Here is a 13,171-nt window from a genome sequence, read left to right on the forward strand (position 1 = left end):
CGTCGGCGGTCGTGGCGGCATTGGCCACGTTCACCGTCAACGTATAGGTCAACGTGGCACCAACCGAGACCGCCGTCCCGCTGCCCGGGTTCACGCTCTTGCCGACTGTGATCGACGGATCGACTGGATTGGTCGTGGTGCAAGAGATGCAGTTGCCGGTGTTGGTGGTCACGCTGTTGCTGACCGAGGTGATCGCGTTCGCACCGACCGTGGCGGCGTAAACGAACGTATAGGTGCCGATCGGACTGGGGTCCAGCGTACAGACGATCATTTGGCCCGAAGGCGTGCAACCAGTGGGCAAGCTACCGGCATTGATCGTCAGACCAGTGCCCAGTACGTCGGTCAGCTCCACATTGGCGGTCGTAGCGGCATTGGCCACGTTTACCGTCAACGTATAGGTCAGCGTGGCGCCGACCGAGACCGCGGTGCCGCTGCCCGGGTTCACGGACTTGCTGACCGTGACTGTCGGCGTCACTGGATTGGTGGTCGTACAGGCGACACAACTACCGGTGTTGGTGGTCACGCTGTTGCTGACCGAGGTCGTCGCGTTCGCACCGACTGTGGCGGCGTAAACGAAGGTATGCGTGCCAATGGCCGCGCCCGTGGTCAGGATGCAGGTGATCGTTTGGCCCGAAGGCGTGCAGCCGGCGGGCAAGGGGCTAACCACCGTCAGACCGGCGCCGAGTACGTCGGTCAGCTCCACATTGGCGGTCGTGGCGGCATTGGCCACGTTCACCGTCAGCGTATAGGTCAGCGTGGCGCCGACCGAGACCGCGGTGCCGCTGCCCGGGTTCACGCTCTTGCTCACTATGATCGACGGATCAACTGGGTTGATCGTGGTGCAGGAGGCGCAGCTGCCGGTATTGGTGGTCACGCTGTTGCTGACCGAGGTAGTCGCCGTGGTATCGACTGTCGCCGTATAGGTGAAGGTATGCGGACCGATAGCCGCGCCTGTGGTCAGGATGCAGGTGATCGTTTGGCCCGAAGGGATGCAGCCGGAGGGCAAACTGCCGGCGTTGATCGCCAGGCCCGCGCCGAGTACGTCAGTCAGTTCCACGTCGGCAGTCGTGGCGGCATTGGCCACGTTCACCGTCAACGTATAGGTCAGCGTGGTGCCGACCGAGACCGCGGTGCCGCTGCCCGGGTTCACGGACTTGCTGACCGTGACTGTCGGCGTCACCGGATTGGTCGTGGTGCAAGCGACGCAGTTGCCGGTGTTAGTGGTCACGCTGTTGCTGACCGAAGTGGTGGCAGTGGTTCCGACCGTCGCCGTATAGGTGAAGGTATGGGTACCGATAGCTGCCCCCGCACCCAAGGTACAGGTGATCGTTTGTCCAACCGCCGGGCAGTTCGCGGGCAGGCTGCCGGCGTTGATCGTCAGGCCGGTGCCCAGTACGTCAGTCAGCACCACGTCGGCGGTCGTGGCGGCATTGGCCACGTTCACCGTCAACGTATAGGTCAACGTGGCACCAACCGAGACCGCCGTCCCGCTGCCCGGGTTCACGGATTTGCTGACCGTGACTGTCGGCGTGACCGGATTGGTCGTGGTGCAAGCGACGCAGTTGCCGGTGTTAGTGGTCACGCTGTTGCTGACTGAAGTGGTCGCCGTGGTGTCGACCGTGGCCGTATAGGTGAAGGTATGCGGGCCGATGGCCGCCCCCGCGCCTAGAGTGCAGGTAATCGTTTGGCCCGAGGGGGTGCAGCCGGCCGGCAAACTGCCGACGTTGATCGTCAGGCCGGTGCCCAGTACGTCAGTCAGCACCACGTCGGCAGTCGTGGGAGCGTTGGCCACATCGACGGTGAGCGTGTAGGTCAGCGTGGCACCAACCGAGACCGCGGTGCCGCTGCCGGGGTTCACGGACTTGCTGACCGTGACTGTCGGCGTCACCGGATTGGTGGTGGTGCAAGCAACGCAGCTGCCGGTGTTGGTGGTCACGCTGTTGCTGACCGAAGTGGTCGCCGTGGTGTCAACTGTCGCCGTATAGGTGAAGGTGTGCGGGCCGATCGCCGCACCCGTGCCTAGGGTGCAGGTGATCGTTTGCCCCGAAGGCGTGCAACCCGCCGGCAGGCTCCCGGCATTGATCGTCAGACCGGTGCCCAGTACGTCAGTCAGCACCACGTCGGCAGTCGTGGGAGCGTTGGCCACATCGACGGTGAGCGTGTAGGTCAGCGTGGCGCCGACCGAGACCGCGGTGCCGCTGCCCGGGTTCACGGACTTGCTGACCGTGACTGTCGGCGTGACCGGATTGGTCGTGGTGCAAGCGACGCAGTTGCCGGTGTTGGTGGTCACGCTGTTGCTGACCGAAGTGGTCGCCGTGGTGTCAACTGTCGCCGTATAGGTGAAGGTGTGCGGGCCGATCGCCGCACCGCTAGTCAGGATGCAGGTAATCGTTTGGCCCGAAGGCGTGCAGCCGGCCGGCAAACTGCCGGCATTGATCGTCAGACCAGTGCCCAGTACGTCGGTCAGCACCACGTCGGCGGTCGTGGCGGCATTGGCCACATCGACGGTGAGCGTGTACGTCAGCGTGGCGCCGACCGAGACCGCGGTGCCGCTGCCGGGGTTTACGGACTTGCTGACCGTGACTGTCGGCGTCACCGGATTGGTGGTCGTACAGGCGACACAACTACCAGTGTTGGTGCTCACGCTGTTGCTGACCGAAGTGGTCGCCGTGGTGTCGACCGTGGCCGTATAGGTGAAGGTATGCGGGCCGATCGCCGCACCGCTAGTCAGGATGCAGGTAATCGTTTGGTCCGAAGGCGTGCAGCCGGCCGGCAAACTGCCGGCATTGATCGTCAGACCAGTGCCCAGTACGTCAGTCAGCACCACGTCGGTGGTCGTGGCGGCATTGGCCACATCGACGGTGAGCGTGTACGTCAGCGTATCGCCGACCGACACCGCGGTACCGCTGCCCGGATTGACGGCCTTGCCGACCGTCACTATCGGGCTCAGCAACGTCGTCTCTGCGCAATCGTTGCCGGCGTTGGCGCAATTCACTCCCGTTACCGCGACTGCGTTGTCGATGGCCGTGACATTCGCAGGCAACGGATCGTCGACCCGTACCACGAAGCCGAGCGTAATGCTGTTGCCGGCCGCGACATTGGCCGTCGCCGTGTTGGGGCAACTGCTGCCGGCGCAGGTGAAGTCGTTGCCGGCCGTTACCACCGTGGTATTGGCGGGCAGAGTCTCCACCACTTCGCCCGGGAACAGGGTCGCGACCGAACCGCCCGTGTTGGCGATCTGGATCGCGTAAGTCAAGGTATCGCCCGCGGCGACCGTGGCGCCGGCACCGGCCGGAGCGCCGTTGATCTGCGCGAGCGTCTTGACCACCGAAAGATCCGGCGGTGCGATGGTGGGGAATGCGCAAGACGCCAAATCGCGCGAGGCGGCCGCCGTGGTCGACACCCCCGGCGTCAGCGTACCGGTGGCCGGATCGTAGATGTAGTACCGGCTGCTGGCGGTATTGTCCGCAACGTAAAGCCTGCCGTCGTCTGTGAACGCGACACCTGCCCAATTGATCGCGGTCGGCGAACCATTGAGCAGCGGCCGGGTCTGGCGCACCGCCTGCAGCCCGGCGCTGAAGTCGATCCGATAGAGGTCCTGACCCGCGGACAACCAGCCCGCGCCTGCGCTATCGACGGCGATATCGCCGGAACCGAAGTCGGTGGGCGCGATGTCGTACGACAAAGTTCCGATGCTCTGAACCGTATAGCCGAAGCTGCCGGGCGTCGGATCCGCGTTCACTTCCCACACCTCGGGCGTCGCAACGCCGCCCGCGATCAGGTATCCCGTGCCGTCGGGGGCCATGCCCGCACGCGCGAAATCGGGCGATGCGAACGGCGCCGTAGCCTGGTACCAGCCACCGTTGACTGAGTCATAGGCCCAAAGGACCGAATTGGATCCCGAGCGCGAAACGAACAGCAGCCGGTTGCGGACCGGATCGACCATCAGACCGTTGAGATTGCCGGTCACCGTGAAGTCGAGATCGGTGACGAAAGCGTCGTTGCCTGCACCTGGATCGTAGCGCGAGATCCGCACGCCATTGACGATGCTGAAGACCGGCTTGTCGATGCCGACCGGACAGAAGTCGTAGTCCACCGCAGCTGGCGTTACCGCCACTACGGCGTTGTCGATGCGTTCGCAGGTCGGATTGGTGGCGGCGTCCGAACACGACAAACCCGCCGGATTGACGATGCGCGCCACGTTGTCGACCGAAGTCTGCGCAAAAGCGGACTGGCCGGCGGCTAGCAATAGAAAAAGCGAGATGAAAGCGAGCCGGCTGAAGATCTTGCCTGACGACACGTAGGTCTGCCCCAAGCATGGAACCGAGAGACCACGGCTAAATTGCTTCATTCCCCTGCTTCCCTGGCTCCTGGCCAACGCATTCGCGATCGAATCGGGTCACAGCAAAACGCCGCACACCGACAGGGAAGCCGGAACGAAATGTCCCCCTTCATCAAGAAATAATTACGACCTACTTTGCGAAGGTCTTCCCCGCGCGCATTTAGTCAGGTTTGGCGGTAGACATCACGCACGATAACCTGCTAAAACTCACAGTAATCTGCATTTCTGTTCGAACAAATTTCGTGCAGGCATGTGATTTTGTGATCTTCGTTGCAATTTCGGCGTGCGACAGGGGCCTGCCGGGGAAAACGATCAATTTTTCATTCCCGCGCATTTCGTGGGAATACCGGCGTGTGCAACAGGGGGTTGTATGACGGGCCGTTTGGACCACCACATTCTTGTGGTGGAAGATGATATTGGAGTGCGCGAAGACGTTCTCATCCCAGGCCTGAAGGATGCTGGATTCAACGTAGCAGGCGCCGGCAACGCTGCAGAGGCCTACCGCTGCATGCTCACGCAGGATTTCTCTGTATTCGTTCTGGACATCGACTTGCCGGGCGAAAGCGGCCTCGCTATCGCCAAGCACTTGCGCACCATGACCGAGGCCGGGATAGTCCTGACCGGGCATAAGCGCGGCTCCAACCATGTATACGGCTTGGAGGTAGGCGCCGATGTCTGCATCGCCAAGCCGATCGATATCGACATGCTGACGGCTACGGTCCGCAGTCTGCTCAGGCGCCTGGATCGGCTCGGTACTTTGCGCGCCGCGGAGAAACCCACCCCGAGCTGGCGTTTCGAGATGCAAGACTGGAACCTGGCTTCGCCGCGAGGAGCGAAAGTTCGTCTCACCCATGCCGAGCGCCTGCTGATCGGCGTGTTGGCGGCCTCCCCTGGCGAGACCGTGGCGCGCGATACGATCATTTCCAAACTGGCCCGTGACATCCATGATTTCGACCCGCACCGATTGGAGATGCTGGTGCACCGATTGCGCCGCAAAGTCCTTTCAGCCACCAGCGAGCAACTGCCTTTGAACGCCGTGCGTGGCATCGGCTATGTATTGCTCACAGGATCATAGCGGCACACCCTCTTCGACCGCTCCGCTCCGCTCCGGATAGCCCGACTGAGCGATTCTGTCTTGATCCTGTCATCGCAGCAGCATCCAATCCCCCGAAACTGTCCGGCACCGGAGAGAGGGGCGACATGGCTTTATTCCGCAACTCGATGGCACAGCGGACAGCGACCGCCAGATGCCTGCTTTGCCTGCTGCTTCCCGCCGCGCTGGCCGTGTCTGGTCCTTTGCAGGCCCAGCAGTGGCGGATCGCCAGCGAAAAGGACGGCATACGGATGGAAACGCGGCCGCTTCCGGGCGAACGTTTCGACGAACTGCGCGTCAGCACGTCGCTGAAAGCTTCCCCGCAAACCGTCGCCGACTATCTGTTCGGAAAGTATCTCGAAGAAAAGAACAAGAACATCAGCCGCACCTTCATCAAGCGCGAACCGCAGCTGACGGTCTGGTCGGATGTCCTGCGCACACCGTTGATCAGCGAACGCTGTTATTCCATGCGTTTCGAAAAACAGGTCCATGGCAACGGCGAGATCCGGGTGCGCTTCGTATCGCTGGACTATGTGGGCAAGAAACCCAAACCCGATTGCATCGCCCTGCGCTCGCGGGGCGAATGGGTGCTGACTCCGGTCGGCACCGGCACCCGGCTGACCTACGCCTCCTTGACCGATGTCGGCGGCCGGGTTCCCGTCGCCCTGGCGCGCCGCTCGCTGTCGGCCGCCGCGATCTCCAGCGTGCGCAAGGTGGCGGCGGGCGCCTCGGGACTGGCCTTGCCGCGCGGAATCGGCGACTGATCCTGGCGCCTAGGCGGCTACCGATTGCCGGGCGAGTTCCTTGCGTAACGACGCCAGCTTCTTCTCGACGTAGTGATTGAGCTGGTTGCGGTCCGTCCAACGGATCGGCGAATGGCCTGATTGGCAGAATTCCAGCAACAACGAGCAATCCTGTTGTTTTCCCAGCAGCGTGGCGATGTCCTTGTCGTCGTATTTGACCGAGGATTCGATTCCCGCCTCGGCCAGAATGCGTTGTTGCTGCGATTGCCGCCGTGCCTTGCGCCGCCAACGGTGCCAATCTTCGTCGTCGCCGGTTTTGCCGGCTTTTTTTGCGGCTTTCCCGGTTTTCTCTCTACTCAGGGAAAACGCCGCTTCCAACTCCTGCCTGGTCACCGCCTCCCACGGCAAACCCTCCAGTGCGGCTTTGGTCTGCATCAACAGGCCGCGGGCTTGAAGCAGATCCGGATCCGCCGCCAGCGCTTCGCGCAGCACCCCGTGCCGGGCCGTGACCGCATTGCGTCGCGCCCTGCCCAGTATCGCCAGCCATTTCTGGTCGTGGGTCTGGGCCGAGAGGTGATCGATCGCCTCCACCAGCGCCTGCGCATCGCGCGTGCGGGAAAGTCCCTGGTTGATTTCGGAAAGCAAATAAGTGAGCGCCTCCGCGCTAGGCCCCAGAGCAGTGCCCGCCAGCGCAAGAATCGAACGCACCCGCCGGATGGATTTGCGCGCCTGATGCACACCCTTGTGCCGGTGTCCGCCCTGCCAGCCCAGGTAATGGCTCGCGCGCGACAACTGATCGCCCGCGATGCCGTGCAAAGCGGCACCCGGATCCACCGGCGCATCTTTCGAGTGAGCGTTCATGACAGGCATGGCAGGCCGCGAGCGGGCCAGCATACTTCACCCGCGGCGCGATGCGCACAGAGAGTCCCGGATACCACAGGGCCGCCGAACGCCGGCCCGAGCGGCGTGCTAGCGGTGTTCTAACTAGCGGTGTTCTACGTACTCGGAAAACAGCGCCCGATGCCTGCGTTCCCAAAGCTCCAGGGTATCGGCCTGTCCGAACACCTGATCCAGGAAGGCCAGCGACAATCCTTCCGTCGCGGTCTTGACCTCGGTCGCCACTTCCAGCGAATCGAAATAGCGCCGCTCGGTGAACACGTTGTGGCTGCCCTGCTTGTAGACGGCCAGCGCCTTGAACGGGCCGCCGGTGGCGTCGAATATCTTCAGCCGGTCCTCCAGCCCGGAACCGAAGCCCGGGATGCGGATGACGTCGTCGGTGGTGGTGACGTGCAAGGTGGGGATGCCGATCCCGGAAAGGATCGGCGCGAAATCCTTTTCGCCGTAAAAAGGCGGCGCCGAAATCAGGATGGCGGCGCGCAGGCGCGGATCGCGGAACTGCAGCAGGTGGCCGTTACGCAGGACTTTCGCGCCCGCGGCCAGCAGCGTGGTGTTGGCGCCATAGGAGTGGCCGGCGGCGACGATACGGTCGCGGGCGATGTGCGTACCGCGCTCGCTTTGCAGCAAACGGTCCAGGGCGAAACTCAGGTCGTGCACGCGGGCGATCGCTTCCTGATCGCCGGCAGCCTGCTGGAAACGCGAAACCAGCGAGAACACGTTGCCATGCCACAGGGCACGGTCGCTTCCCACATGCTGCAGATGCAGGCTGGCGATGCCATGGCTGGCCCAGTACCGCCCCAGGTAGCCATAGCCATCACGCGAGCTGCCTATGCCGTGCGAAAAAACGATCAGCGGGACTTTTCCGCGACTGGCAGAGTCCGGCCAGAACAATCGCGCCGGCACGCGTCGCGCGCGGGCCGTATCGGTCCACTCCAGATCGGTGACGGTGAAATGCTCCTGCCCGGCAGTAGCCGAAACCGCCTGCGAGGAAACGGCGGCGGCAGAATCCACGCTCGCGCTCAGCCAAGCGGACATGGATGCCAGCACGGCTCCCACGAGCACCAGCGCGCCAATGTGCAAGCGTGTCGGACGACGGAACAAGGAGAGAAGTGAAAGGTGTTTGAGCTTCATGGGTCGGAGAGTCGTACGGGATGGAGCGGCGCAGCACGGCTGTCGCGCCGGATCGACCGGCAACGGTCTTGCGGCGTGTCCGCAGTCAGGGTTTGTTCTTGGGACGCCCGGCCTTGAGCGGGCGCAACGCTTCCAGCGCTGTACGCAACTTGGTCTGATCCAGGCTCGCCAGCACTTGCAGACCGGCCCGCAGCAGTTCGCTTTTCTTGGTCGGCCGCTTGAAATCCAGCGCCCTGTCCTTGAGCGTCGCGATCAGCTCGAAATCCTCACGCGGCAAAGTGAAGCTGTCGCGGATCAGCTTGTCTTTCTTCAGCGGCTGGGCCGCGACCGCCACCGGAGCGGATTTCCGCTTTTCCGGCGAGGCCGGCTTCGCCGCCTTGGCCACAACTGCTGGAGCTTTGCGGCTGCCGCTCCTGGACTGATTCGCCTTCATTGTGTGGAATTCCATAAATTATTTATACCTTTTATATCATATAACCTATTCCGCACAACAGCCCGCGGCGACAGGATTCAGCGCACAGCCGGCAGACCGCTGCCCCATTGCGCTGGCGGCGCAAGGGGCACGGTCACTGCAGGGCGAAGTTGGGGTCGGGTTAGCCGGCTATGCGGCCGGGGACCGCCGGGAAGGTTGGACGATGCGAGCCCGCATCTTCGCGAAGCTCTTGGAGCCGACCGATCCCGGCCGCGAGATCCTAATCGCGCATGAAGTGGCAGCTGTACCCGCCGGGGTGCTTGCGCAGGTAATCCTGGTGGTAGGCCTCGGCGCTGTACCAGGTGGAAGCCGGCTCGATGGAGGTGGTGACGGGCTGCTTCCATTTGCCGGAAGCGTTCACGCGCTCTATCACCCGCTCGGCCGTCGCCTTCTGCTCGGGCGTGTGCGGAAACAACGCCGACCGGTATTGCGTTCCCACGTCGTTACCCTGGCGGTTGAGCGTGGTGGGATCGTGCAGTTTGAAGAACCACTTCTCCAGCAGGTCTTCGTAGCTGAGCACCGACGGATCGAACGTCACCCGGATCGCCTCGGCATGGCCGGACTTGCTGTCGTGGGTATCGTCGTAGGTCGGGTTCTCCAGCCAGCCGCCGGTATAGCCCACGTCGGTATCGATTATTCCGGGCACCGCGCGCAGGATTTCCTCCACGCCCCAGAAGCAGCCGCCGGCCAGGGTGGCGATCTCCGTGCCCTGCCCTTTGGAACCTGATGTGCTGGTGGCGTTTTCTTGTTCGCTCATGTCGGCTTCCTCAGCGGTGATGTGGGGATCGTATTCTTAGTATGTCCCGAAGCGGCGTTTTCAATGCCGCCGCCGCACCGGGTGCGTCCGCTAGGGGTACGGAGCGTGGATATTAAAGCGATCGGTGCAGACGACCCGACCTACGGCCCTCATTCTTCGATTGCCTCGATGCCGCGCCGCTTGAGATCCTCAAGGTGATCACGCATTTCCTTGAGCTGATCGGGGGAGTGACCTTTCCAATCCGCAACCTCGCCCAGGACGCGGAATGGGTCGCGGGAACGGTATGACTGCGTAGGATTTCCGGGAAACCTTTTATCCGTCAGGTTCGGGTCGTCTTCAATGGATCCTGTCGGTTCCACGATGTAGATCCTGCCCTGCCCTGCGCCTACGGCCAGCTCGGCTCCCCAGATGGCCGCATCCAGGGTGGCGGTCAGGTAAACGAAAGCGGCCTGTTTTTTTTTCCATAGTTGGAGGCATAGCCCGGCCCGATCAGGTCGCCTGCCTTCAGGTCGGCCTTGGTGCCGTGGTAGTACGTTTTCGAATCGGTCATCGCGCCACTCCGGTTTCCTTTCGTTTCGACAGGCGGCGATGCTGCATCACGCAGGCGGTCTTGCCGCAAGCCCCCATGCGTTGTATAAATTCAGGGTGGGAGGCGCGCGGCGCCTCCCTTTTTTATTTTTTGCGCCACGGAGCGCAACGACAAAGAAAGAAATGCGGTCAGCCCAAACTCATCAGGCGATGCACTTGCCCGAGCGTCCGTCGCCAAGAGGAATGGGCAGACCCTGCTTCTCCACGTGGTAGTACAACGACAAGATCTTCCATTGCGAGCCCACCTTGTACAACTGGACGCTATTGACGCCAACGAAGTCCGGCGCCGTCGCAGTTTTGTCGGTTCTCGACTCCACAACGCTGTACGCCACCGCGAAGCGATCGTAGGTCTGTACGACCCGTGAGACCTCGCACTCATGGAACCCTTTCTCCCCGGGGCGCTCGTAGGATTTGAGGAAATCTTCGGCCATCGAGCGCCGTACGACAGGAACGCCTTCCTTGTACTGCCCGCCGAAGACCACGGCGTCCTCATGGAAGATCCGCTTGAGTGCGGCGAGATCCGCAGTGGCCCCAGGGTCGTTGGACAAAGCGCTCCACAGGGTGGATACGGCTTCCTCGGGAGTGCTTTCGGCGGCAAAGACGCCAAGCGGCGCCAACAGGAGCGACAGCAGGAGACTTCGCATGCAGAGGATCCTTGTTATTGCCGGACGCCTGTATCAAGCCGCCGCAAGGCGCCACCGGCATGGATGAGGTTGGCCGTGATTGTAGGCTGGCCTACCCCGCTCGTCCCAAGGCAATGGCCGAGCCGGTGAACGGCAGCACCAGGTCGTATCCCGATGGCGGCGGAACGACGGGGGTGACCGCAGCGGTGCCGAACTGGGTGACGCCCTGTCCAATGCCGTGAGCCAGATCGTGGCGGCCGCCGCCGAATTCGAACGGCGTGCTGGCGATCAGGCGCGCGGAGAACACGTTGTCGCCCATCAGCGGTTCCGCCGTGGTACCGATGGTGGCGGCGACCGTCGTACCCACGACTAGGCTGGCGCGGCGGAAAGTGGCGATGCGTTCGCCCTGCGCGAACGATGCCGGGTCATCGAAGTTGCCCGCCGGACGCCGCTGCAGATACAGCGAGAACTCGCCGACCGGATCGACCCCGAGCGACAGCGCGCCGTTGTCCACGCTCTGCGACTTGAACGGCGTGGCGGCGAAGGTGAAATGCGCGGTCGTCTCCCCGGGTTCGCCGTCGAACAGCGGCACGTCGAACATGGGCAGGTGCAGGAAATAGCCGTAGTCGGCCAGCGCGCCGTCATTGGTGCGGTAGAAGCGGCCGGTGGCGTACCAGGCGAGTTCGGCGGGCAGCAGAGCAGTCATGGGTTCGATCCTTCGATGGCAGGCGTTCGACGATGGATGTGCGGGTAGCGCACGTTACCGTAGCCGCAACCGGGGCCTGCGAGAATCAGGTTCCAGTTCCCGCCGATTGTCCGGCAACGCGAGGCCCCCATCCTGCTTCGTATGAAGACGGAAAGGCGCTACCGTGCCGGACGAATCAGAGAACCAGCCAACTCATCATTGCGACGCCCAGTATTGCCGCCACAAGGAACAAGGCGTACTCCGCCGCCACGCTTCGCCAAGTGCGCGGCCGTGGTTCGGATGGAACGCTTCCAGAGCCTGGCCATAATTTGTATCTGTCGTGGATGCGGAGGAATGCGGACACCAGGTAGCCGGCCACCAGCGCGATGACGGCACCGGTGCGGATCCTGTTCGCTGCCGCGTCCGAAGCGACCAGGAAAGACGCTGCGAATACGATTACGGCACAGCCTATGCATAGCGCCTCGATAAGGCGCATATCCTGCCGGCTGAGGCGCGGGCCGCCGAACCAGAGCCTGTCGTTCATGAGTCTTACCCACCTGGGAATCTCCACGAAATCGTCCGTCGGCTTGTTCATGGCGTACAGCTCCCGCTCCAGCAAGTCGACATCGGTTTCGAAGGCGGCGGCCAGGGCCCGCAGCGAGGCATAGCTGACTCTGTGCCCGGCCTCCAAACGCTGGACGGTCCTCAGGCTCAGACCGCTCATTTCGGCGACCCGTTCCTGCGAAAGCAGTTTCCGTTCTCTCCACGATCTAAAGGACATGCCGGTCTCCAGTCACTTGGCCCGGTAAATTAGACCGGATTGCGATCTGTCGGTGACGCCAGATGCCCGCCGATTTGCCGCCAGCGCCGCTCTATAGATCCCATACGCCAAAGAAAGTGAGGATGCCCAATGGAGCCACAAGAACAATAACCGAGCCGACCAGGCACAAGAGCCCAAGCCAAAGAACGCGCCAGTTCGAATGAAACTCATGGGTTGCGGAATCGACTATGGCCTGCTTGGTCATCTGGTATTTTGCGCTCACATACAAGGCCGACAAGATGTATGCGATTGTGAAAGGATAATTCGGGAAGTCCTCGGGCAGCAGAATCACGCTGATCAACAATGCCGGCATAAGGACCAAGCCGGATATCAGGGTCCTTCTCGCCAGCCGATAATTCCCAAGCGCCACAAAGTTCGCTCTGAGGAAGTAAATCAAACCAACAGGCCCGCCAATCGTGCCGCAAGCGACTTGTATCGGAGAATAGAGCCGAATTGTCTCTGCGGCGTTGCCGGCATCTACAACTGCTGCGCTTGGTGCTGCATATGGATTATCAGTCAAAGGCTTCCCCAAAGTGGCGTACAACGCTAAACCGACCTCGATTTTGACAGGTTACGACACTTGATTTTAGAGGAGACGCAGCATGGACCGATTCACCGGCGGTTGCCTGTGCGGCAATGTGCGCATCGTGGCGTCTGGGCTCCCTCACCGGGTCGGCGTCTGCCACTGCCTCGACTGCCGCAAGCATCATGGCGCTCTTTTTCACGCTTCCGCCATATTTCCTCAGGATGCGGTGACGATCGAGGGCGAGACACGCGACTACGCCGGGCGGTTTTTCTGTCCGCGCTGCGGCTCGTCGGTTTTCGGGCGCTGTGCGGACGAGGTCGAAGTGAACCTGGGGACGCTGGACGCCCCCGACCAGCTGAGGCCGACCTACGAACTCTGGACCATTCGTCGCGAGTCGTGGCTACCGCCGTTTCCGCTCACAAGGCGGTACGAACGCGACCGTGAGGCGACGGGTCGCCTTGAGAACCCGTAAGACAGAACCACCGCAGGCGATG

General features: G+C 62.5%; 11 protein-coding genes and 2 pseudogenes. 3 read left to right on the forward strand and 10 right to left on the reverse strand.

What is annotated here, in order from left to right; all coding sequences use genetic code 11:
• Positions 1–4,300 (reverse strand): annotated as a pseudogene (locus tag BLR66_RS19130) (hypothetical protein); the annotation flags it as partial.
• Between the two features lie 325 nt (positions 4,301–4,625).
• Between BLR66_RS19130 and BLR66_RS03775 the strand changes: the two are divergent.
• A complete protein-coding gene (locus tag BLR66_RS03775; RefSeq protein WP_218119595.1) occupies positions 4,626–5,417 on the forward strand; it encodes a response regulator transcription factor in 792 nt (263 codons plus the stop codon).
• A gap of 125 nt (positions 5,418–5,542) precedes the next feature.
• Entirely contained in the window at positions 5,543–6,199 is a 657-nt protein-coding gene (locus BLR66_RS03780) for an SRPBCC family protein (RefSeq protein ID WP_093280276.1), read from the forward strand.
• A gap of 9 nt (positions 6,200–6,208) precedes the next feature.
• On the opposite strand, the gene BLR66_RS03785 is transcribed toward BLR66_RS03780, so the two are convergent.
• From BLR66_RS03785 to BLR66_RS03825, 9 genes and pseudogenes are all read right to left on the reverse strand, one after another.
• Positions 6,209–7,039, reverse strand: coding sequence for a CHAD domain-containing protein (locus BLR66_RS03785; RefSeq protein WP_176943748.1), 831 nt, complete (start codon positions 7,037–7,039; stop codon positions 6,209–6,211).
• Positions 7,040–7,162: 123 nt separating this feature from the next.
• Complete coding sequence (locus BLR66_RS03790; protein ID WP_093280278.1) at positions 7,163–8,110, reverse strand: alpha/beta hydrolase family protein; 948 nt, start codon at positions 8,108–8,110, stop codon at positions 7,163–7,165.
• A 181-nt stretch (positions 8,111–8,291) separates the two neighbouring features.
• Entirely contained in the window at positions 8,292–8,639 is a 348-nt protein-coding gene (locus tag BLR66_RS03795) for a hypothetical protein (protein ID WP_093280279.1), read from the reverse strand.
• Between the two features lie 259 nt (positions 8,640–8,898).
• Positions 8,899–9,435 (reverse strand): peptide-methionine (S)-S-oxide reductase MsrA, encoded by a 537-nt coding sequence (gene msrA, locus BLR66_RS03800; RefSeq protein WP_093280280.1) that lies wholly within the window; start codon positions 9,433–9,435, stop codon positions 8,899–8,901.
• Positions 9,436–9,584: 149 nt separating this feature from the next.
• Positions 9,585–9,985: pseudogene (gene arr, locus BLR66_RS03805) on the reverse strand (NAD(+)--rifampin ADP-ribosyltransferase).
• Positions 9,986–10,166: 181 nt separating this feature from the next.
• Positions 10,167–10,667 carry a nuclear transport factor 2 family protein gene (locus tag BLR66_RS03810; RefSeq protein WP_093280281.1) on the reverse strand — a complete coding sequence of 167 codons (501 nt, stop codon included), beginning with the start codon at positions 10,665–10,667 and terminating at the stop codon, positions 10,167–10,169.
• A gap of 91 nt (positions 10,668–10,758) precedes the next feature.
• Positions 10,759–11,352, reverse strand: a complete 594-nt coding sequence (locus BLR66_RS03815; RefSeq protein ID WP_093280282.1) for a hypothetical protein — start codon at positions 11,350–11,352, stop codon at positions 10,759–10,761.
• A 175-nt stretch (positions 11,353–11,527) separates the two neighbouring features.
• Entirely contained in the window at positions 11,528–12,112 is a 585-nt protein-coding gene (locus BLR66_RS03820; RefSeq protein ID WP_093280283.1) for a helix-turn-helix domain-containing protein, read from the reverse strand.
• 91 nt (positions 12,113–12,203) lie between these two features.
• Positions 12,204–12,671, reverse strand: coding sequence for a hypothetical protein (locus BLR66_RS03825; protein WP_093280284.1), 468 nt, complete (start codon positions 12,669–12,671; stop codon positions 12,204–12,206).
• A gap of 82 nt (positions 12,672–12,753) precedes the next feature.
• On the opposite strand from BLR66_RS03825, the gene BLR66_RS03830 reads away from it, so the two are divergent.
• Positions 12,754–13,149: a GFA family protein gene (locus BLR66_RS03830; protein ID WP_093280285.1), complete on the forward strand. Its 396-nt coding sequence runs from the start codon at positions 12,754–12,756 to the stop codon at positions 13,147–13,149.
• Positions 13,150–13,171: the final 22 nt, after the last annotated feature.

This window comes from Pseudoxanthomonas sp. CF125, assembly GCF_900104085.1.
In the GTDB taxonomy this organism is placed as follows: Bacteria; Pseudomonadota; Gammaproteobacteria; order Xanthomonadales; family Xanthomonadaceae; genus Pseudoxanthomonas_A.

What these genes read in the sequence shown, in the direction of transcription:
- BLR66_RS03780 (WP_093280276.1), top strand. Translation starts at nt 5,543, where the DNA reads ATGGCTTTATTCCGCAACTCGATGGCACAGCGGACAGCGACCGCCAGA.
- BLR66_RS03785 (WP_176943748.1), bottom strand. Translation starts at nt 7,039, where the DNA reads ATGAACGCTCACTCGAAAGATGCGCCGGTGGATCCGGGTGCCGCTTTG.
- BLR66_RS03790 (WP_093280278.1), bottom strand. Translation starts at nt 8,110, where the DNA reads ATGTCCGCTTGGCTGAGCGCGAGCGTGGATTCTGCCGCCGCCGTTTCC.
- BLR66_RS03795 (WP_093280279.1), bottom strand. Translation starts at nt 8,639, where the DNA reads ATGAAGGCGAATCAGTCCAGGAGCGGCAGCCGCAAAGCTCCAGCAGTT.
- msrA (WP_093280280.1), bottom strand. Translation starts at nt 9,435, where the DNA reads ATGAGCGAACAAGAAAACGCCACCAGCACATCAGGTTCCAAAGGGCAG.
- BLR66_RS03810 (WP_093280281.1), bottom strand. Translation starts at nt 10,667, where the DNA reads ATGCGAAGTCTCCTGCTGTCGCTCCTGTTGGCGCCGCTTGGCGTCTTT.
- BLR66_RS03815 (WP_093280282.1), bottom strand. Translation starts at nt 11,352, where the DNA reads ATGACTGCTCTGCTGCCCGCCGAACTCGCCTGGTACGCCACCGGCCGC.
- BLR66_RS03820 (WP_093280283.1), bottom strand. Translation starts at nt 12,112, where the DNA reads ATGTCCTTTAGATCGTGGAGAGAACGGAAACTGCTTTCGCAGGAACGG.
- BLR66_RS03830 (WP_093280285.1), top strand. Translation starts at nt 12,754, where the DNA reads ATGGACCGATTCACCGGCGGTTGCCTGTGCGGCAATGTGCGCATCGTG.